Origin of the sequence: Pseudomonas sp. BF-RE-22 (assembly GCF_019956155.1) — a bacterium.
Lineage (GTDB): Bacteria > Pseudomonadota > Gammaproteobacteria > Pseudomonadales > Pseudomonadaceae > Aquipseudomonas > Aquipseudomonas migulae.
This window is the reverse complement of sequence record NZ_JAHBDD010000023.1, coordinates 39,701-61,196: the sequence shown is the minus strand read 5'-3', so window position 1 is coordinate 61,196 and position 21,496 is coordinate 39,701. Positions and strand designations below refer to the sequence as shown.

Genomic DNA, 21,496 nt, shown 5'->3' with positions numbered 1-21,496 from the left:
CTGAACAGGATGATTGATGAGCGTGATGGTAGGGCAGAGCGACGACTTAACAGGCACCACAAAACAAATGTGGGAGCGAGCCTGCTCGCGATAGCGGTGTTTCATCCAATACATGTGTCGGATGACACACCGCTATCGCGAGCAGGCTCGCTCCCACAGGGGTATTGCGTACCGGGCGGCTATTGCGGCAGCCCGGCTTATCGGTTTTAGCCGATGGTCATCAAGCTCGCATTACCCCCCGCCGCAGCGGTGTTAACGCTCAACGCTCGCTCGATCACCAGACGCTCCAACGCAATGTTGGTCTCGCCCAGCGACAACCCGTGAACCCCGACAATCGCCCCGGCACGCTTGGCCACTTGCTGGCAAACCGCACGCAATTGATCGGAATGGCCGTGATGCAGAACCGCATCAAACACCACTTCGTCCTTGTTCCAGTCGGCAACCAGCTTGATGCGCGCCTGAACTTCCTTCGGCAGGCGTGCGAACAAGGCTTTGGTCAGGTCAGCTTCCGGCCATACCGCTGAGCCACCGACGGCCAATACCGCCGCCAGTTGCGTCAGCAGGTCGCCTTCAGCTTCCGCCAGGCACAGCACGTGCTCACGCGGCAGGATCGCGTAGCTGTTGCGCTCGCCGGTCGGGCCCGCCAGCACACGGGTGATGCCGCTTTGCGATTGCGCTGCGAACTGCACGCACAAGGCGCTCAGGTCGGCAAACTTGTTGCTGTCGGCCCAGGTTTGCAGGGCGGTCAGCGGTTTGCTCATGGCATCGCGCAGACGAACATCCGGTGCAGTGGCGGCGTCGCCACGAGCGAAGGATTGTTCGATTGCATCGGCAGGACGCGTCGACAGCAGGCGGTACAGGTACAACGGACCACCGGCTTTCGGGCCGGTACCCGACAGGCCTTCGCCACCAAACGGTTGCACGCCAACCACAGCACCGACGATGTTACGGTTCACGTAGACGTTACCGGCATTGACGTTGTCGATCACCTTGGCGATGGTCTCGTCGATGCGCGTATGCACGCCCAGCGTCAGGCCGTAGCCGGAAGCGTTGATCTGACCGATCAACTGGTCGATGTCTTTGCGCTTGTAGCGCACCACGTGCAGCACCGGGCCGAAGATTTCGCGTTGCAGCTCATCGAAGCTTTCCAGCTCGATCAGCGTCGGCATCACGAAGGTGCCGCGTTTGACTTCTTCGCTGTTGGCGATGGCCACCTGGTACACGTTGCGACCTTTGTCGCGCATGGCCTGGATGTGCTTCTCGATGCCCGCCTTGGCTTCGGCGTCGATCACCGGGCCGATGTCCACGGACAGGCGCTCAGGGTTGCCGAGACGGCATTCAGCCATGGCGCCCTTGAGCATTTCGATGACACGGTCAGCAGAATCTTCCTGCAAGCAAAGTACACGCAGAGCCGAGCAACGTTGGCCGGCGCTGTCGAAGGCCGACGACACCACGTCGATAACGACTTGTTCGGTCAGTGCCGAGGAGTCGACGATCATCGCGTTCTGGCCGCCGGTTTCAGCGATCAGCGGAATCGGACGGCCCTGTGCATCCAGGCGGCCAGCGACGTTGCGTTGCAGCAAACGAGCGACTTCGGTGGAACCAGTGAACATCACGCCTTTGACCCGATCGTCACCGACCAGACGGGCACCCACGGTTTCGCCACGGCCCGGCAGCAGTTGCAGCACGCCTTCCGGAATCCCGGCTTCGAGCATCAGGCGCACGGCCTGGGCGGCGACCAGCGGGGTTTGTTCCGCAGGCTTGGCCAGTACCGGGTTACCGGCGGCCAATGCAGCGGCAACCTGACCGCTGAAGATTGCCAGCGGGAAGTTCCACGGGCTGATGCACACCACCGGGCCCAATGGGCGGTGGGCGTCGTTGGTGAAATCGTTGCGAGCCTGCACCGCGTAATAACGCAGGAAGTCCACGGCCTCACGCACTTCGGCGATGGCGTTGGCGAAGGTCTTGCCGGCTTCGCGAGCCAACAGGCCCATCAGCGGCTGGATCTCGCCTTCCATCAAATCGGCGGCACGTTCCAGAATCGCAGCACGTTCGGCCGGCGGGGTGGCCTGCCAGATCGGTGCAGCGTTCAGGGCGCACTGGATCGCGTTGTCGACGTCTTCGACATTCGCTTCCTGTACGTGACCGACCACGTCACGCAAATCGGACGGGTTCAGAACAGGCGCAGGGGTTTCGGTGCTGGAGACGCAACCGAGCATCGGCGCGGCTTTCCAGTGGTTGTGAGCAGTGGCCAGCAGAGCGCACGACAGCGAAGCCAGGCGATGTTCGTTGGCCATGTCGATGCCGCTGGAGTTGGCGCGCTCGGCACCATAAAGATCGCGCGGCAGCGGGATGCGCGGGTGCGGCAGGCCGAAGCCGCCTTCCAGCGTCGCCATCTGCTCGATGCTGGCCACTGGATCGGCCACCAGCTCCTGAATCGAAATGGACTGGTCGGCGATACGGTTCACGAACGAGGTGTTCGCGCCGTTTTCCAGCAGACGACGTACCAGGTACGCCAGCAGGGTTTCGTGAGTCCCGACCGGTGCGTACACGCGGCACGGACGGTTCAGTTTGCCTTCGGAAACTTTACCTACAACCTGTTCGTACAGCGGTTCGCCCATGCCGTGCAGGCACTGGAACTCGTACTGGCCCGGGTAATAGTTCTGACCGGCGATGTGGTAAATGGCCGACAGAGTGTGGGCGTTGTGCGTGGCGAACTGCGGGTAGATGACTTCCGGCACCGACAACAATTTGCGGGCGCAAGCGATGTAGGAAACGTCGGTGTACACCTTGCGGGTGTAGACCGGATAGCCTTCCAGGCCTTCGACCTGGGCGCGCTTGATTTCGCTGTCCCAGTACGCGCCTTTCACCAGGCGGATCATCAGGCGATGACGGCTGCGGCGAGCCAGGTCGATCACGTAATCGATCACGTACGGGCAACGCTTCTGATACGCCTGGATCACGAAACCGATGCCGTTCCAGCCGGTCAGTTGCGGCTCGAAGCACAGGCGCTCCAGCAGATCCAGCGACAGCTCGAGGCGGTCGGCTTCTTCGGCGTCGATGTTCAGGCCGATGTCGTATTGCTTGGCCAGCAGGGTCAGCGACAACAGACGCGGGTACAGCTCGTCCATCACTCGCTCGTACTGCGCACGGCTGTAACGCGGGTGCAGTGCCGACAGCTTGATGGAAATGCCCGGGCCTTCATAAATCCCACGACCGTGGGACGCTTTGCCGATCGAGTGGATGGCTTGTTCGTACGACGCGAGGTACTTCTGCGCGTCGTGCTCCGTGAGGGCGGCTTCACCGAGCATGTCGTAGGAATAACGGAAACCCTTGGCTTCGAACTTGCTCGCGTTGGCCAGGGCTTCGGCGATGGTTTCGCCGGTGACGAACTGCTCGCCCATCAGGCGCATGGCCATGTCGACGCCCTTACGGATCATCGGCTCGCCGCTCTTGCCGATGATGCGGCTCAGGGACGAAGTCAAACCCGCTTCATTATGGGTGGCGACCAGTTTGCCGGTCAGCAGCAAGCCCCAGGTTGCGGCGTTGACGAACAGCGACGGGCTGTTGCCCAGGTGCGGCTGCCAGTTACCGGTGCTGATTTTGTCGCGGATCAGTGCGTCACGAGTGCCTTTGTCCGGGATGCGCAACAGCGCTTCGGCCAGGCACATCAGTGCCACGCCTTCCTGAGACGACAGGGAAAATTCCTGCAACAGGCCCTGAACAATTCCGGCACGGCCACCGGCGCTCTTCTGATTGCGCAGTTTCTCGGCAATCGAGGCAGCCAACTTGTTGGTGGCGTCAGCCATGGCGACCGGCAGGCGAGCCTGTTCGATCAGCATCGGCACCACTTCCGGCTCAGGGCGACGGTAAGCAGCGGTAATGGCGGCGCGCAGCACCGATTGCGGCAAGATGCTTTCGGCGAACTCAAGGAAGCACTGGTGCGCGTGGTCGACGTGGACGTCGCCACTGTCGTCGGCTTCTTTGGCCGTCAGGCCGTTGAGCTCGGTCAGGGTTGCACCACCCTCGAGTTTTTCCAGGTAATTGAAAATTGCCTGCTTGATCAGCCAGTGCGGCGTGCGATCAATCGAAGTCGCGGCGGCCTTGAGGCGCTCGCGGGTCGGGTCGTCAAGTTTGACCCCAAGGGTGGTGGTAGCCATATTTTTATCCTCATGTTTGCCACGACCGCGTGGCATCAGCTGGCGGCAAGATTAGCTGCGCGCTCTCCGAGGTGCAACCGGGTGCAACCCTTTTTTTGTCGGAATAATAGGCAGCTCGTCAGGAATTAAATTCCGGTACGAACGTACCGCTCCTGCTTGGTGCTTTTGCTTCTAGTAAACCGCCATGACTGCTCTAAAAGGGAGCAAAAACAGAGCTTTTCAAGCTAAATCCGACTAGGTGCAACTTATTCTCAAAAAATGGGTTGCACCTTATTTGCGTTGTTGAATAGGATTCGCGCCCAAGGTGCAACCGGTCAAAAAGACAGGTGCACCGGCTGATGGCTTTCCTGGGGAAACATCAGTCCTAAATGCGCGGACCCGCAAATCGTTTGATCAAACATTGTCGTTTGTCGGCGTTTTCACACTCTGCCGCTACATAAAAACAAAGCCAGGGCATCACTTAATGAGCGTTAGCAATCCAACCCTGATCACGTTCGTGATCTACATCGCAGCAATGGTGCTGATCGGCTTCATGGCCTATCGCTCCACCAACAACCTTTCTGACTACATTCTGGGCGGTCGCAGCCTGGGCAGCGTCGTGACTGCATTGTCCGCTGGTGCCTCCGACATGAGCGGCTGGTTGTTGATGGGTCTGCCGGGCGCCATCTACATGTCCGGTCTGTCCGAAAGCTGGATCGCCATCGGTCTGATCGTCGGTGCTTACCTGAACTGGCTGTTCGTCGCCGGCCGTCTGCGCGTGCAGACCGAGCACAACGGCGATGCGCTGACGCTGCCGGACTACTTCTCCAGCCGTTTCGAAGACAAAAGCGGCCTGCTGCGGATCATCTCGGCGGTTGTGATCCTGGTGTTCTTCACCATCTACTGCGCGTCCGGCATCGTCGCTGGCGCCCGTCTGTTCGAAAGCACCTTCGGCATGTCCTACGAGACCGCGCTGTGGGCCGGTGCTGCGGCGACGATTGCCTACACCTTCGTTGGTGGTTTCCTGGCAGTCAGCTGGACTGACACCGTACAAGCCACGCTGATGATCTTCGCCCTGATCCTCACGCCGATCATCGTGTTGCTGGCGACCGGCGGCGTCGATACCGCGTTCCTGGCCATCGAAGCGCAAGATCCAGCCAACTTCGACATGCTGAAAAACACCACCTTCATCGGCATCATCTCGCTGATGGGCTGGGGCCTGGGCTACTTCGGCCAACCGCACATCCTGGCGCGTTTCATGGCGGCGGATTCGGTCAAGTCGATCGCCAATGCCCGTCGCATTTCCATGACCTGGATGATCCTGTGCCTGGGCGGCACCGTGGCTGTAGGCTTTTTCGGTATTGCCTACTTCTCGGCCAACCCTGCCGTGGCGATGCCTGTCAGTGAAAACCACGAGCGCGTGTTCATCGAACTGGCCAAGATTCTGTTCAACCCGTGGATCGCCGGTATTTTGCTGTCGGCCATTCTGGCTGCGGTCATGAGCACCCTGAGCTGCCAGTTGCTGGTGTGCTCGAGCGCCCTGACCGAAGACTTCTACAAAACCTTCCTGCGTAAATCGGCTTCCCAGGTGGAACTGGTCTGGGTCGGCCGCGCCATGGTGCTGCTGGTTGCCCTGATCGCCATCGCGATGGCCGCCAACCCGGAAAACCGTGTGCTGGGTCTGGTCAGCTACGCTTGGGCCGGTTTCGGTGCTGCGTTCGGTCCAGTGGTCCTGATCTCCGTGATCTGGAAAGACATGACCCGTAACGGCGCACTGGCCGGCATCCTGGTCGGCGCGATCACCGTGATCGTGTGGAAACACTTCGAACTGCTGGGCCTGTACGAAATCATCCCTGGTTTCATCTTCGCCAGCCTGGCGATCTACATCGTCAGCAAACTGGGCGCGCCGACTCACGGCATGCTGCAGCGTTTCGCTGCTGCCGAGGCTGATTTCCGCCTGAACAAGTGATCGGGATGAGCTGAGGCTCAACCCTTTCGCCGAACATGAAAACGGCCCGCTTCCTTTGGAGGCGGGCCGTTTTTATTGGGCGGGGAAAAGTTTGGTGTTGCCGATGCCGCCTTCGCGGGCAAGTCGGATCGCCGCACCGCTCGCTCCTACAGGATTGCATTGATTCAAAACTAATGGGCGCAACCAAAAAACCGTAGGAGCGAGGCTTGCCCGCGAAGGCGTAATTTGATTTAACCCCGACCTTCCTGAGGGAATGTCTGTAGTTCGCTGTCCTGATTTATGAAGGAAAATTCTCTAAAAAAAGCACGACAAATCTGAGTTTCCTGTCCCTTCGTCAACACCCCTTGTCGCTCATGCAGAATCGCCCGCCTTCACTCTGCAGAGACACATCGGATGTTCGCTCTTGCTAATCAACCGCGCTTCACGCTGACCGTCGACGGTGACCAGCATGACCTCAAGGTGCTTGAGTTCACCGGCAAGGAAGCCATCAGCCAGCCTTATCGCTTTGACCTGGAACTGGTCAGTGAACGGCCGGACATCGAGCTCGAAAGCCTTCTGCATCGTCAGGCATTTCTGAGTTTCGATACACAAGGCAGCGGTATTCACGGTCAGATTTTTCGGGTTGGCCAGGGCGATTCCGGTAAGTGTCTGACGCGCTATCAAGTCAGCCTGGTTCCGCGTTTGACCTACCTCGACCAGCGCATCAATCAGCGGATTTTCCAGCACAAAAGTGTGCCGGTGATCATTGCGCAAATCCTTGAGGATCACGGCATCCAACGCGATGCGTTCGCCTTTCAGCTCGGCAGCGATTACCCCGATCGCGAGTACTGCGTGCAATACGCGGAAAGCGATCTGGCGTTCATCCAGCGCTTGTGCGCCGAGATCGGCATTCACTACCACTTTCAACACAGCCCCGACGGGCACCTGCTGGTGTTTGGTGACGACCAGACGGTTTTCCCCCTGATCGACAAGCCGACACTTTTCTCGCCTGACACCGGAATGGCGGCCGACGCGCCCGCGATCAATCGCTTCAACGTGCGGCTGGAAACCCGCACCACTTCGGTAGCCCGTCGCGACTACGACTTCCACAAACCCGGGCTGCAACTTGAAAGCCGAAGCGACAACGGGCAACTGCCGACGCTTGAGGATTATCACTTTCCCGGCCAGTTCACGGATCGCGAATCAGGCAAGGCGTTGGCTCAACGAGCACTGGAGCGCCACAACGCGGACTACCGTCAGGCTGAAGGTCGCAGCGATGAGCCCGCTTTGGTGACAGGTCACTTCCTGGCGTTGTCGGAACATCCGCGCCAGGCCTGGAATGACCTGTGGCTGATCACCCAAATCGAACACCATGGCCGTCAGCCGCAAGTGCTCGAAGAGTCAGTCAGCAGCGACGGGGCGGATGATTTTCAGGGCTATCGCAATACCTTTCTGGCGACGCCGTGGGATGTTTCGTTTCGCCCGCCCCTGATCGGGAAACCCTCTTTCACCGGTTATCAGACCGCCGTAGTCACTGGCCCCACCGACAGTGAAATCCACTGTGACGAGTACGGCCGCGTCAAGGTTCAGCTCGCCTGGGATCGTGACGCAAAGCGCAATGAGCATTCCAGTTGCTGGTTGCGCGTCGCCACCGGTTGGGCGCATGAAGGCTACGGCATCGCACTGATTCCTCGGGTCGGCATGGAAGTGTTGGTGGGGTTTCTCGATGCCGACGTCGATAAACCGATGGTCATGGGCTGCGTGCCCAATGGCGCCAACTCGATACCACTGAATCTGCCCGCCGACAAAACCCGCAGCATTTTCCGCAGTCAAAGCAGTCCCGGTGGCGGCGGTTACAGCGAATTACGCATCGAGGATCGCAAAGGCGCCGAGGAAATCTACCTGCGGGCCCAGCGAAACTGGACTCAACACGTGTTGAACGACCTGCACGTCCAGGTCGGAAATCAGCGCAGTGCGGTGATTGGTGCCAACGATAACCTGCATGTTTACGGTGACCGGTCCATCACCGTCAGCAACCAGACCCTCAAAGTGAGCGGGCAATTTCACGCCAGCGCCGGCCAGCAAATTGTCATCGACGGTGGCGCAAACGCGACCATTCAGGCAGGTGGCCACTGGATCAACATCGGCCCCGCCGGGATCTTCAGCAGCGTTCCGATTGAATTGGGCGGTGCACCGATGCCGGCCATGGGCGCCGCGACCACTCAACGAACACTTCTGGCACTCAGCGCCGCACAGATTCTGACCCTGAAAAGCGACGCCCCATTCTGCGAAGAATGTGAACGCTGCAAGGGTGGTGTCTGTGCAGCCTGAGTGCTTGTCACCCCTCACTTGGCTGGAGCGCCAACCACTCGAGCCTTCCGAGCAGTTGTTCGCAGTGTTCGGCAATGCCAGTTCCGCTGAGCCGTTCAACGCCTGGCAGAGATCAAGTCCGTTGCATGCTCCGAGCCCGATCTGGGCCGACACCGCTTATGCCGAGTGGGAACCGGTCATGCCCTATGTCGGAATCGTCGCTGCTGACAGTGAGTTTCTGGATTGGGTCGCCACTACCGAGTCTCGCGATTGGGGTTGGCTGGCAGTTTCCTCTTCGCCTCAAGACGTGTTGATCGAACATCTGCGCAGCCTCACGCAAGTGTTTTTGCCCAATGGCAACGCGGTGTTTTTCCGCTTTTGGGATGGGCGTTACTTGCTGCCGATTCTTCAGTCTGCGGATGTCGAAGTTGCTCAACTGCTACCGGTCGTGGGGCGGTGCCTGATCAATGGTCAGCCGCTCGACATCGGTGGAACTGCACTGAAAACCGCCGGGGTTTTTCCATGGTGGGAAATCTCCACAACGCTGTTGAAGCAACTCTGTGAACAATCAAACACCACTCGGCTGAACAACTTGCTCACGTGGCTGAGCGAGGACCGTCCTGATCTTTTCGAGGCGTTTTCCGAAAGCGTTTTGCGGCGCAAAGTCGCGATCTTTCTGGAAGAGCCGAGCCTGCCGCCAGCCCCGAAATCAGCCTTGGTGGCTTACCTGTCGATGGAGCTGGACTGATGGATCAGATCGTACGGATCGAGCAGGAGCTCGACGGTTTCAAGGACACGCTGAGTGTGTATCGCCAGCAACTCAAGGGCTTTTTAAGTCGCAATGCCGACAAGGTCAGCCGGGCAATGGACCTGCCCTCGCTGATGGACATGGACCGGCAGATCAAACTGGGCAATACCACCCAGTCGGTGAGCCGCAGTGATGACGACTTTTTCTCCAGTGTTGCGCAGTGTCCGCTAAACGGAATTCTGCAGATCGAGAGCAAGTTCGAATCGGTTTATGACGTTCCGCTGGGGAACATTGATGTTGATGTGATTGCCGTTGATGGCGGCGAAAAAACCACTGTCACGCTTGATGAAAACGGCAAGGGACAATTCAGGGGCGTTGCCGGGAAGTTCTACCGCGTGCATGTCCAGAGTGAAGTGACGCCGGATCAAGTTAATGAGCTTTTCTCTTCTTACGACGGCCTGACCCAGCAGTTGGAAGACTGGCTGCGAAATGAGTGGCGAGGCTTCAAACCGGAGTGGTCGCAGCAATCCGCATCCGCTTCGCTGGCCGCAGCGGGTAACGGAACATTGGCGGGCGGTTGGGCGGCGATTCAGGCGGTTTGGGATGGCATTGGTGAGCTCACCGACATTCTGAAAGACCCCAATGCCTTCGTAGAAAAGCTGGGTGAAAGCGCCGGCGAACTGGCCGAGCTCGCGAAAAGCGCGCCAGACATGATGGAAAAAGCCATGTTGCTGGCCAGTGACGAGGCCGCACTCTGTTTGCTGGTGCGCACCGCGACGCTATGGCTGGAAATGTTGCCACCGACGCAACTGGCCGAGTCGTCGGCCGAGGCCATTTCCAAAGTTGTCGTCGGGTTAGTCATCGATCTGCTGATTGGTCTGGTGCTGAGTGTGGTGGGGGTTGGTGTTGCCTGGTTGGCAGTGCGCCTGGCCAAGTACAGCGCGCAGATTTTTCAGGCTGCGATGGCATTCGTGAAGTCGATGGTTACGATCATCAACAACTTCATGGACTATGTAAGCCGCTACAAAAAAGTCGCTGCACGGGGCGTCGCGGCCGGACCGAAAAATGGTGCCATGCACCTGCGCTGGAATGCTCGCAAGAACACCACGCTCAAACAAAACGAACACCGCGACGACGCCTCGAAGCAAGCAACAAATCCCAACGGCGACAGCGCCGATGCCGCCGATAAAACCGCCACCAACAAATGCCCGGTGTCGATGGTCACCGGTGAAGAACTGCTGACCCTCACCGACGGTTCCTTGAATGGAATCCTGCCGTTCGACCTCACGCGGCTCTACCGCACCAGCGCCGTCGAGATTGATTGCGGCCTCGGTTTCGGCTGGAGTCACAGCCTTGCGCACCGACTGGAAATCGATGGCGATGGCGTCGTCTGGATCGACCATGAAAACCGTCGCACCGCCTTTCCGCTGCCTGGCAATGAGCGCCCGGCGATCCACAACAGCCTCTCGCGTGCAGCGATTTACCTGGGCGATGCCCCGGAAGAACTGATCCTCGCCCAGGCTGGCGACGACACGCGTTTCTATCATTTCATCAACGGTCGATTGACGGCGATCAGCGACGGTTACGACAACCGGCTGCGCATCACTCACGACCGCCGCGACCGTGTCCAGCGCCTCGACAACGGTGCCGGTCGTGCCTTGCTGTTGCGCTATGACCAGCACCATTTGATTGCCGTCGACTACCAGCGTTTTGTCCCGGCAGACACGTCGGACGAAGCCTGGATAACCGAACAGACGCTGGTCAGTTATCGCTACGACGAGCACGCTCGACTGATCGAAGCAACCAACGCCGCCGGGGAAAGCGAGCGCTACGACTACGACGACCAGCACGTCATCCGGCAGCGGCAACTGGCCGGTGGGGCGAGTTTCTTCTGGGAGTGGGAAAGGTCCGGCAAGGCTGCGCGATGCGTCCGGCATTGGGCGTCGTTTGCGCAGATGGAAGCGCGCTATGTCTGGGATGACGAGGGCAGTGTCACTGTCCACAACATCGACGGCAGCGAAGAGGTTTACCAGCATGACGACCGGGCGCGATTGGTGCGCAAGGTCGAGCTGGATGGCGGCGAACACCTCAAGGCCTACGATGATAAAGGTCGATTGATTACCGAGCAGGATCCGCTCGGCGCCGTCACCGAGTACCACTACGACGAAGTCGGACGCTTGGTGGCGCTGATTCCGCCGGAAGACGAGCCCACGTCCTACGAGTATCGCAACGGTTTCCTGCATGCCCGGTATCGCGGCAAAGCGGTCTGGAAATATCAGCGCAATGCTCAGGGCGACATCACCGAAGAGACTGATCCCGACGGTCAGGTCACCCACTATCACTACGATGAAAAAGGACAGTTGCTGTCGATCCGTTACCCGGATAGCAGTCGCCATCTCTTCGTCCGCAATGCTTTAGGGCAACTGGTTGAAGAAACTCTGCCGGACGGTGGGCTGCGGCGGTTTTCCTACGACGTGCTGGGCCGGCGGATTACCGATCAGGATGAACACGGATCGCTCACTCACTACGGGTGGGACGCCGTTGGGCGACTGGTTCAGACGACACTTCCTACAGGGGCCACGCGCGCCTTCAGCTACAACGCCTACGGAAAAATCACTGCCGAACGCGACGAGCTTGGCCTCGTTACCCGCTACGAATACGTCGATGGTTTGCATTTGGTCAGCCGCCGGATCAATCCCGACGGCACGCAGCTCAACTATCGCTACGACAACGCGCAGCTGCTGCTCACAGAAATCGAAAACGAATCAGGCGAACAATATCGCCTGGACTACACGCCTGGCGGATTGATCCGACAGGAAACCGGGTTCGATGGCCAGCGCACGGCGTACACCTACGACCTCAATGGAAACCTGCTGGAAAAAACCGAGTTCGGCGACGACGGCTCGCAGCGGGTTACCGCTTATGAGCGAGATTCGGCAGGGCGGTTGCTGGTCAAAACGCTGCCCGACGACATCAAGGTCGAATACCGCTACGACAACCTCGGCCGACTGATCAGCGTCGACGACGGTCACGATCATCCGCTGGAATTCGAGTACGACCGACAAGACCGTTTGATCACCGAGCACCAAGGCTGGGGCACCTTGCGCTACGGCTACGACACCTGCGGCCAACTCAACCGCATGCGCCTGCCGGACGGCAGCAAGCTCGATTACCACCACGCCAAGGGTGGCGCGCTGACCGCCATCGACCTCAACGGTGCGCCGCTCACCACCCATCAATTCACGTTTGGCCGTGAACAGCAGCGCCAACAAGGCAAGCTCACCAGCCGCTACCACTACGACGAACAGGGCCGTCTGCAAGCGCACGCGATCAATCAACACACCCGGCCGCTGTACCTGCGACACTACACCTACTCGGTCAACGGCAACCTGGCGACCATCGCCGACAGCCGCCACGGCCAGCGCAGCTATTACTACGACGCCCTCAACCGCCTGACCCGCGTGCGCCACACCCGCGACGACCCACCGGAGAGCTTCGCCCACGACCCGGCCGGCAACCTGCTGATGCAAAACCGCCCTGGTGTGGCTGCCGTAAAAGGCAATCGCCTGCTCATGCAAGGCGACCGGCATTACGACTACGACGCCTTCGGCAACCTCATCCGCGAACGTCGCGGCACCGGGCAGAAACTCGTCACCGAATATGCCTACGACTGCCAGCACCGCTTGGTCCGCGTCACGACCCCGGACGGACGTTGCGCGAGTTACCGCTACGACGCTTTTGGCCGCCGCATCGCCAAAACCGTTGAGGGTAAAACCACCGAATTCTTCTGGCAGGGCGACAACCTCGTCGCTGAAAGCAGTCGCGAACACTACCGCAGCTATGTTTACGAACCGGGCACCTTCCGCCCATTGGCCATGCTCGACGGCAAAGGCCCGCGCAAGGCTTGCCCGTTTTACTACCAACTCGATCACCTCGGTACGCCGCAGGAACTGACCGATTTTGGTGGCGAGATTGTCTGGTCGGCGAAGTACAACGCCTACGGAAAAGTTACGCGGTTAGCGTTCGGTGGGGGCGAGCAACTTGAGCAGCCGCTGCGGTTTCAAGGGCAGTACTTCGATGCCGAGAGCGGCCTGCATTACAACCGGCATCGGTACTATGATCCGGAGGTGGGGCGGTACCTGACGCCGGATCCGGTCAAGTTGGCGGGTGGGCTGAACGGGTATCGGTATGCGCTGAATCCGACGGGGTGGGTTGATCCGTTGGGGTTGGCTTGCGGCCCGTGTCCTGGTGATGTGGATGTTGATGGGCCGTATAGCGAAATTGTTCCTGGAGGTGGATTGGCTGCACATGAAGGTCGGGGTGGGCATCTTATCGAGAAGCATATCGGTCGAACCAAAGCTCAGTTGGCAAAAAGGCTTAGCGATGAGCCATGGCTAGGTCGGACTTCCACCTTCTACGACCGTGCCACAGCAGAGAAAGCCATATCTAGCGTGTTAGCAGCCAACAAAGCGCAAATAGAAACTTTCATGAAGAGTAAGGATGGTCAGCTCGTTATTAAGGATTCGGTTTCTCATCCGGTCGGTGTGTATTTAAAGCGTAATGCATCAACCGTAACGCCGACTTCCAAGCTGCTACTAGTTTTACGAAGAGACAAGAGACCACCCATCGGGTATCGCATACATACGGGGTATGTAGAGAAATGAATAATAAATTTCCAGAGCTGTTTCAGTTTTTCGCTGGCTACTTTCATCAGGACTGGCACTTTGATTACGAGACTGAAGATGACGTTGTTAAATCATTTGTTGCTGAGTCTTCTTCTGACACGATTTTGCGGGTGAAGGATGAATTGCAGATCGTTTTGCGCAATCTCCAAAATGAAGAGCAGTTTCAGGCATTTTTGTTTGAAGAAATTGGATGCTCGTACTATTACCCTCACGCGTGGCCCTCAGGTAGGGCTTGGTTGGAACATATTCTCGGCATGCTTTAACTATGGGGCGTGCCGAGTTTCGCTGTACGCCGTGGATCACGATGTGTAGCGAAATTTCCGGGCAAGGTCGTCGGAAGTTTCCTTCAAGTTGTAGCGGTTTCCATGAACTGGTTTGAAATGAATTCCATCGATAGTCTTTGGCTGTCGCTGCAAATGCAGCGGCGGGGTGTAGGAACCCTTCAAGACCGATGGGATGCTCATAGCGTCAATGCTTGGTTTGCGGCCGTTAACATGCGTCCGTAAGATCAATTTGCGGCGGCTATGCGCGGGCACGCTTCGGCGTGGTCGAGTTTTCCCAAAGGTCTCGATATTCCTACCTCGCGCATAGCTGCCACCCTAGCCTGTAGGAAGGCTTATGGCAGCTCCATTATTCTTTGGGAGTTTCTAATGCCAACAATCAAACCCGACCCACCCTACGAAAAACCAACCCCTCCCCCCGAAAACCGCTTCATGGCTCTCACCAGCAACTGCGACGACATGCCCACGCTGTTCGTCGATACCCGCGCACCGCTCGATGTCTTGTACGACGCCGCCAGCTATCGAATCCGCGCTGTCACCCAAGTGCTCGAAAACCTGTCGATGCGCGGTTCTATCGAGTGCCAGTCCTTCATCCTCAGTGACTTTGCCTTGCTCTGCGCCATTCCGTTGCGGGACGGGTGTGATGTGCTGGATGTGTTGGGGCGGCGGTTGAAGGCTCGGCCTTCCGCGTAACGCCGCTGAATGATCGTTTCCATGCGTTGCGTGGGAACGATCACTGCCCGCTCAGCCGCGAAGCCCTGACGTTCGCCTCGGTACAAGGTAAACTTCCCGGCCTTCGCAGGAGCAATCATGAATTATCGTCACGCCTTCCATGCCGGCAATCACGCCGATGTGTTCAAACACCTGACCTTGACCCGCCTCATCGCCCTGATGTCGCGCAAGGAGCAGCCGTTTGCCTATCTCGACACTCACGCCGGCATTGGTCTGTATGACCTGCAAGGCGATCAGGCGAGCCGTACCGGTGAGTACCTGGAAGGCATCGCGCGGTTGTGGGATCAGCCGGATCTGCCGGAACTGACCGCCGATTACATGAAGGTGCTGCACGACATGAACCCGGATGGCCAGTTGCGCTATTACCCGGGGTCGCCGGAGCTGGCGCGCCGTCTGACGCGGCCGCAGGATCGGGTGATGCTCAACGAGAAGCACCCCGAAGACGGTGTGTTGCTCAAGGACAACATGGCCGGCGACCGTCGTGTGAAGGTTCACTTGGGCGAAGGCTGGCATGTGCCGCGTGCGATGTTACCGGTGCAGGAGAAGCGCGCGGTGATGTTGATTGATCCGCCGTTTGAACAGCTCGATGAGATGCAGCGTTGTGCGGCGTCGCTGAAAGAAGCGATTGGCCGGATGCGCCAAACCGTGGCGGCGATCTGGTATCCGGTGAAGGACCAGCGCATGTTGCGTCGTTTTTATCAGGATCTGGCCGGCACGGGCGCGCCGAAGTTGTTGCGGGTGGAGTTGCTGGTGCATCCGCTGGATACGCCGAACAGTCTGAACGGTTCCGGGTTGGCGATCGCGAACCCGCCGTGGGGGCTGGAAGAGGAATTGCGTGAGCTGCTGCCGTGGTTGTCCAAGAAGTTGGGACAAACCCAGGGTGGGTGGCAGATGGATTGGTTGATCGCCGAGAGTTGATTGCTGATCAGTTGCATTGATGGTGTCTGACAGGACGCCTTCGCGGGCAAGTCGGATCGCCGCACCGCTCGCTCCTACAGGGATTTATGTCGATCACAAGAGTGTGGTCAGACATCGATCCTGTAGGAGCGAGCGGTGCGGCGATCCGACTTGCCCGCGATGCTTTTAGGGCCCGGAAATCAGATTGGGCAGGTGACGCCGGTGCCGCCAATCCCGCAGTAGCCTTCAGGGTTCTTGGCCAGGTATTGCTGGTGATAGGCCTCGGCGAAGTAGAACGTCGGCGCTTCTTCGATTTCGGTGGTGATGGTGCCTTTACCCGCCTTGGTCAGTTCGGCCTGGAACACTTTTTCGCTGTTCTTGGCCGCTTCCAGTTGCGTCGGGTTGGTGGCGTAGACCACCGAGCGGTACTGAGTGCCGATGTCATTGCCCTGGCGCATACCCTGAGTCGGGTTGTGCAGTTCCCAGAACATTTTCAGCAGTTCTTCATAGCTGACTTTCGCCGGCTCGTAGACCACCAGTACCACTTCGCTGTGGCCGGTCAGGCCCGAGCAGACTTCTTCATACGTCGGGTTCGGCGTGAAGCCACCGGCGTAACCCACCGCCGTACTCACCACACCTTCGCGCTGCCAGAACTTGCGCTCAGCGCCCCAGAAGCAACCCAGGCCGAAGATCGCAAAGTCCACGTCCATGGCGAACGGGCCCAGCAGCGGGGCGTCGTGGACGAAGTGTTTTTCCGGCACGGTCATCGGGGATTCGCGGCCAGGCAGAGCTTGTTCTTTAGTCGGGAGCACGTTTTTGTTCACCAGAATTTCCGAGCGCAGAACCATGATCAGTCCTCTCAGTCAGGTTGAAATGTAGATAGTCAGACCGCCAGTTTGCCCAATGCTGCCTGGTAACGCACTACCCAATGTAGGAGTGAGCCTGCTCGCGAAGAGGTCGGCAAATCCAACATCTACGTTGGATGACACACCGCCATCGCCGGCAAGCCGGTCTCGCTCCTACAGGGGGGGATTGCGGTGGGGCAGTCAGGCGATTGGGCCGCGTGGGTAGCGCTTGAGCTTTTCGATCAGCTCGGAGCCCGGAATCGGACGGTCGAACAGGTAGCCCTGGCCGACGTCGCAGCGGTGGCGGCGTAGGAAAGCCAGCTGTTCGGCCGTCTCGATGCCTTCAGCCACGACCTTGAGTTTCAGGTTGTGGGCCATGGCAATCACTGCGGAGGTGATCTCCATGTCGTCCTGGTTGTCCGGGATTTCGTGAATGAAGCTTCGATCAATCTTAATGATGTCGATGGGGAATTTTTTCAAGTAACTCAGCGACGAGTAACCGGTGCCGAAGTCGTCCATGGCCAGGGTCAGGCCCAGGCGCTTGAGCTGGTCGAGCTGCAAGTGGGTGTCTTCGGTGGCTTCCAGCAGCAGGCCTTCGGTCAGTTCCAGCTCCAGCAGGCTTGGAGGCAGCGCTTCTTCCTTGAGGATGTTGGCAATCGAGGACACCAGGTCCGGGTCGGAGAACTGCTTGGGCGACAGGTTGATAGCCACTTGCAGATTGCCCAGGCCGGCGGCCGTCAGGTCTTTGCTCATGCGGCAGGCCTGGCGGGCGATCCATTTGCCGATCGGGATGATCAACCCGGTTTCTTCGGCGACGCTGATGAACTGGTCCGGGCGGATCATGCCTTTTTCCGGATGGTTCCAGCGCAGCAACGCTTCCATGCCCAGCAGGCGACCGCTGCGCAGGCACAGTTTCGGCTGGTAAAACACGTCCAGCTCGTTCTGCGTCAGGGCGCGGCGCAGGTTGTTCTCGACGAACAGTTTGTAACTGGCCTCGGCGTTCAGCGCTTCGGTGAACACCTGAACCTGATGCTTGCCGTTGGCTTTGGCCTTGTGCAGCGCGAGCCCGGCGTTACGCATCAGGGTTTGCGGGTCGCGGCCGTGCAGCGGCGCGCAGGCCAGGCCCACGGAGCCGGTGACGCTGATCAGTTGGTTATCGACGAACATCGGTTTGTCGAGGGTCGCCAGCAGTTGGTTGGCGACTTGCTGGCCCATCGCGAGGTCGGTGTTGTCCAGCAGCACGGCGAATTCGTTACTGGCGAAGCGCGCCAGGCTGCCGCTCGGGATCAGACTGTTGCGCAGGCGACGGGCCAGGCTGATCAGCAGTTTGTCGCCGGTCTGGTGGCCGAGGCTGTCGTTGATCCGCTTGAAGTTGTCGATGTCCACCAGCAGCAGACTGATCGGGGTATCGCTGTCTCGGGCGAAACGTTCATCCAGATTTCGGATAAACGCCGGGCGGTTACCGAGGTTGGTCAGGTTGTCGGTGTACGCCAGGCGCTCGATGCGCTGTTGGGCGAGTTTGGTCTGGGTAATGTCTTCGTAGATGCCGATGTAGTGCGTCAGCTCGCGGTTGTCGCCGTACACCTTGGAAATCGACAGCTGGCCCCAGTAGGGTTCGAGGTTTTTGCGGCGGCTCTTGAATTCACCCTGCCAACTGTTGCTCTTGGCCAGCGCCGAGGGCGCGTCGAACAGCAGTTCGCTGAGGTTTTCCAGGGCCGGCAGTTCCGACAGCCGCTGGCCGTGGACTTCTTCGGTGGAGTACTGGGTGATCGCGGTGAAACTCGGGTTGACGTACTCCACCACGCCGTCGCAATTGACCAGCAAAAAGGCGTTGGCACTTTGCTCGACCGCACGCTGGAACAGGTGCAGGGCGCTGGTGGCGGTGCGACGGTTGTGGTTGTTGATGACCTGGGCGAACTGGTCGGCCAGCTCGCCGGCGAAGGCGATTTCGTCGGACTGCCAGGCGCGGGTCGCACCGGTCTGCTCCAGACAGAGCACGCCGACCACTTGGCCATCGACACGAATGCTGGCGTCGAGCATCGCGTTCACATCACGCGGGCGCAGGCTTTCGGCCATTTCCCGGGTGCGCGGATCGCGAATCGCATTGTGGGCATCGATTGCACGGCTGCCGTGCAGCGCGTCCATGTAATCGGGGAAGCCACTGATGTCGATCGGCTCCGGCAGGGCGTATTCCTGGGTGGCGCGGTGATACGCCGAGATCGGCACCAACATCGAACCGTCGAGGTTCCACAGGCTGGCGCAGTCGATTTCGTAGATGTCACAGGCGCTGCGGGTGATCAGCTCGGCGGCTTCTTGCAGGGAATTGCCGGTGCTGTAGCGCTGACGGGTCAGCAGCAGGATCAAGTCTTGCTGGGCGCGCACGCGGTCCAGGTGCAGGAGCTGTTCCTGTTGGGCGCGCTGATTGAGTTCCAGGGCGATCTGCAAGCGCGAATTCTGGGTTTCGAGGTCCAGCGCCGGCAGCAGCGGATCGCCTTGGAACATGCCATCGACCACCAGCAGGTAGCCGCGCAGCAGGTGTCGATTGTGTTGTTTGTAGGCTTCGCCCAGTTCCAGCAGGCTCAGGGTGCCTGCGGCGGTGTGCAAGGTGTAGCGGATCAGGTAATGCGGGCTGTCGGTGAGTTGTTGCTGGACCGCGTCATGCAGCTGATAGCGCGCTTCGGGCTCCATCAGGCTGGCATAGGGCGAGCCGACCAGCGCACAGAGTTCCACCGCGGGCAGGCCGAACTGTCGCTCGCAGTTAGGATCGAGAAACAGCAGCGCCCAGCTGGGTTCATTCAGCCGTTCGAAACGCAGCATGCCGAGCCGCGAGGGCACCGGCAACTGCGTCACTACCTCGGCCACCATACGGCTGGCGGCATCGGGTTGGCTTTTCATGGAGGGTAACTCGCTTCGAATGTGCTGATCGCGCCGGGCTCTCGCCCTCTTTACTGTTGCCTGCGGCAAGGTTGCATCATTGCGACACCGACTGACAAGAGACATGAAGGCCAAGTGCTATAAGAATATGTCGGCCGGCGTGAACATTTCTTCAGTAATGGCTGAAAACTAACGTATTTCGCTGGAAAAAGCGTTGCGGCTGATCGCCAGCAAGCTGGCTCCTACAGGGGGGGGTGGGGTAATTCTCGATCTGCGGAGCGACACCGGACTTGTAGGAGCCTGGCTTGCCAGCGAAGGCGGCCTGAAGGGCGGCGCAGAGTTTGAGGTCGCTATCGCCAGCAAGCTGGCTCCTACAGGGGATCGCGTAAATCCTGTAGGAGCCGGCTTGCTGGCGCTGTTTTCGGCATCACCGCAACGTAATGCTCGTCGACTGTAAAAGTTTGCCGTCGCGGTCGTGATAACTGACGCGGATCTGTTCTGGCTCAACGATCAGGTGCGCGAAATTGTCCTGGCTGATGACCTGGCTGGTCAGTTCATGCCGATAATCTCCGGCGGCAGTCCGCACCAATGGCTGATCGAGGATGAAGGTCGAGGCCTTGGCGTAGGGCAGCAGTTTGCTGTTGCACAGCGGCGAGGAGACGATGGTGTGCACTTCAAAGTCCGGGTCTTCGCTGTGGGTCAACCGACTGGTCAGGGAGCCGTGCACATCACCGGACACGAAGAACACATTCTTGATGCGGCGTGTACGAATAGTCTCCAGCAACCGTAGTCGTTGCTCCGGAAAGACTTTCCAGGCGTCATCGCCCAGGCGTTTTCGGTCGGGGTAGAACATCACGCTGGTGACCACGAATTTGACCCGGGCCGGGCTGTGGATCAGCCATTCGCACAGGGCCTGCTCCTGCTCTTCGTCGAGAATGCGCCGGTCGCCGGCCGACAGGTTGCGTCGGGTCCGGCTGTCGGTGACAAACCATTCGATATCCCCGTTGGTGAATTGATACCAATAGCGCTCCAAGTGCTGATGGATGTTCCCATCTTCAAGCAACTCATGGGCCGGGCTATGGCTGGCTTGATATAACTCATAAGCGGCGATGGCATTGTTATAGAGAAGGTCATCGTTTTTGTTTTTATTGGCGGGCCAGTTGTCTTCTATTTCATGGTCGTCAAGGATCATGTAAGTCGGCGTGCCGGACATTAACTTTGAAATGTGCGGCTGGGAAAAAGCCATGCGGTACTTGCTGAGTATTTCCTTGTATTCCCGATCAGGGGCGATGATGTTCAAGTCATCGATATAGACTTGGTCGCCGGTCATCAACAGGGCGCTGATGGGCGTTTCGGCGCGCTGCGCCAGGTTCGTGATGGAGGCAAAGATCCGGTCGCCCAGATGCGGGAACGAAGGTGCACCGACCGTCATCCGCAGGTAACGGCATGACCCGACGATGTAAGCCCGTGGCGCTGCGGGATTGCCGGACTGGGTGCTGAAACGGTAGACATGCCTGGGCCATTGCAGCGGCAGTTCCTGAACCGTCTCCACGGTGTGCACGGGGCTCATGGGGCTGAACCAGCCTGCCTGGTATTCGTACTCGGTATCGGTGGCAAGATCGTTGAGGGCAAAGACGTCGCACATGTCGCGCGTGCTTGTCAGTTGTTTGAATATTGCTTTGGACCACGGCGTATCACCGCTGCGTCGATAACGAATTCCACCAAACACCAAAGTGTCTTCTTGTAACTCGCCACGTAAAAAGATACGGGCGTGTTGAGTTGTAGTGTGGCCAATAATCGGGCCGACTGTAGGTTTAAACATATTCGAATCCATTCGAAGGGGTATTAACTAAATAAGTAATCCGACTAAACCTTTAGTTAGTCATTTGTATAACCAAGCCTAGTGGGAGGCCGGCAAAAAATATCGTGCCGAAGTGGATTCGAGTTGTGGGCTAACTCAACCACTAACGTAGGAAAGTGACTTTCTTCAAGTCAAAAAAAGCCCCGCCAAATTGGCGGGGTTGAGGTACGAGCGTG

Annotated in this window: 11 protein-coding genes; 7 read left to right on the top strand and 4 right to left on the bottom strand. The window is 58.8% G+C overall.

Going from position 1 to position 21,496, the window contains the following annotated elements:
- Positions 1–206: 206 nt before the first annotated feature.
- Complete coding sequence (gene putA, locus KGA82_RS14535; protein ID WP_223450934.1) at positions 207–4,160, bottom strand: trifunctional transcriptional regulator/proline dehydrogenase/L-glutamate gamma-semialdehyde dehydrogenase; 3,954 nt, start codon at positions 4,158–4,160, stop codon at positions 207–209.
- Positions 4,161–4,623: 463 nt separating this feature from the next.
- On the opposite strand from putA, the gene putP reads away from it, so the two are divergent.
- From putP to KGA82_RS14500, 7 genes are all read left to right on the top strand, one after another.
- Positions 4,624–6,108 (top strand): sodium/proline symporter PutP, encoded by a 1,485-nt coding sequence (gene putP / locus KGA82_RS14530; protein ID WP_192226891.1) that lies wholly within the window; start codon positions 4,624–4,626, stop codon positions 6,106–6,108.
- 393 nt (positions 6,109–6,501) lie between these two features.
- Complete coding sequence (locus tag KGA82_RS14525) at positions 6,502–8,418, top strand: type VI secretion system tip protein VgrG (RefSeq protein ID WP_223450931.1); 1,917 nt, start codon at positions 6,502–6,504, stop codon at positions 8,416–8,418.
- Positions 8,408–9,145, top strand: coding sequence for a DUF4123 domain-containing protein (locus KGA82_RS14520; RefSeq protein WP_223450929.1), 738 nt, complete (start codon positions 8,408–8,410; stop codon positions 9,143–9,145). Before KGA82_RS14525 ends, KGA82_RS14520 begins: the two co-directional genes overlap by 11 nt.
- Positions 9,145–13,809, top strand: coding sequence for an RHS repeat-associated core domain-containing protein (locus KGA82_RS14515; protein WP_223450927.1), 4,665 nt, complete (start codon positions 9,145–9,147; stop codon positions 13,807–13,809). The genes KGA82_RS14520 and KGA82_RS14515 overlap by 1 nt, the downstream gene beginning before the upstream one ends.
- Positions 13,806–14,093 (top strand): contact-dependent growth inhibition system immunity protein, encoded by a 288-nt coding sequence (locus KGA82_RS14510; protein WP_223450926.1) that lies wholly within the window; start codon positions 13,806–13,808, stop codon positions 14,091–14,093. The genes KGA82_RS14515 and KGA82_RS14510 overlap by 4 nt, the downstream gene beginning before the upstream one ends.
- A 387-nt stretch (positions 14,094–14,480) precedes the next feature.
- Complete coding sequence (locus KGA82_RS14505; RefSeq protein ID WP_223450925.1) at positions 14,481–14,804, top strand: hypothetical protein; 324 nt, start codon at positions 14,481–14,483, stop codon at positions 14,802–14,804.
- Between the two features lie 117 nt (positions 14,805–14,921).
- Positions 14,922–15,761 (top strand): 23S rRNA (adenine(2030)-N(6))-methyltransferase RlmJ, encoded by an 840-nt coding sequence (locus tag KGA82_RS14500; protein WP_223450924.1) that lies wholly within the window; start codon positions 14,922–14,924, stop codon positions 15,759–15,761.
- 179 nt (positions 15,762–15,940) lie between these two features.
- Here KGA82_RS14500 and msrA read toward each other — a convergent pair whose 3' ends face one another.
- The 3 genes from msrA to KGA82_RS14485 all read right to left on the bottom strand — a co-directional run bounded on the left by msrA (position 15,941) and on the right by KGA82_RS14485 (position 21,281).
- On the bottom strand, positions 15,941–16,588 hold the full coding sequence (gene msrA / locus KGA82_RS14495) for a peptide-methionine (S)-S-oxide reductase MsrA (RefSeq protein ID WP_008040336.1): 648 nt from the start codon (positions 16,586–16,588) through the stop codon (positions 15,941–15,943).
- Positions 16,589–16,786: 198 nt separating this feature from the next.
- Positions 16,787–19,480 (bottom strand): GGDEF and EAL domain-containing protein, encoded by a 2,694-nt coding sequence (locus KGA82_RS14490; RefSeq protein WP_207284708.1) that lies wholly within the window; start codon positions 19,478–19,480, stop codon positions 16,787–16,789.
- A gap of 406 nt (positions 19,481–19,886) precedes the next feature.
- A complete protein-coding gene (locus KGA82_RS14485; protein WP_223450921.1) occupies positions 19,887–21,281 on the bottom strand; it encodes an alkaline phosphatase D family protein in 1,395 nt (464 codons plus the stop codon).
- Positions 21,282–21,496 lie beyond the last annotated feature (215 nt).

What these genes read in the sequence shown, in the direction of transcription:
- putA (WP_223450934.1), bottom strand. Translation starts at nt 4,160, where the DNA reads ATGGCTACCACCACCCTTGGGGTCAAACTTGACGACCCGACCCGCGAG.
- putP (WP_192226891.1), top strand. Translation starts at nt 4,624, where the DNA reads ATGAGCGTTAGCAATCCAACCCTGATCACGTTCGTGATCTACATCGCA.
- KGA82_RS14525 (WP_223450931.1), top strand. Translation starts at nt 6,502, where the DNA reads ATGTTCGCTCTTGCTAATCAACCGCGCTTCACGCTGACCGTCGACGGT.
- KGA82_RS14515 (WP_223450927.1), top strand. Translation starts at nt 9,145, where the DNA reads ATGGATCAGATCGTACGGATCGAGCAGGAGCTCGACGGTTTCAAGGAC.
- KGA82_RS14510 (WP_223450926.1), top strand. Translation starts at nt 13,806, where the DNA reads ATGAATAATAAATTTCCAGAGCTGTTTCAGTTTTTCGCTGGCTACTTT.
- KGA82_RS14505 (WP_223450925.1), top strand. Translation starts at nt 14,481, where the DNA reads ATGCCAACAATCAAACCCGACCCACCCTACGAAAAACCAACCCCTCCC.
- KGA82_RS14500 (WP_223450924.1), top strand. Translation starts at nt 14,922, where the DNA reads ATGAATTATCGTCACGCCTTCCATGCCGGCAATCACGCCGATGTGTTC.
- msrA (WP_008040336.1), bottom strand. Translation starts at nt 16,588, where the DNA reads ATGGTTCTGCGCTCGGAAATTCTGGTGAACAAAAACGTGCTCCCGACT.
- KGA82_RS14490 (WP_207284708.1), bottom strand. Translation starts at nt 19,480, where the DNA reads ATGAAAAGCCAACCCGATGCCGCCAGCCGTATGGTGGCCGAGGTAGTG.
- KGA82_RS14485 (WP_223450921.1), bottom strand. Translation starts at nt 21,281, where the DNA reads ATGTTTAAACCTACAGTCGGCCCGATTATTGGCCACACTACAACTCAA.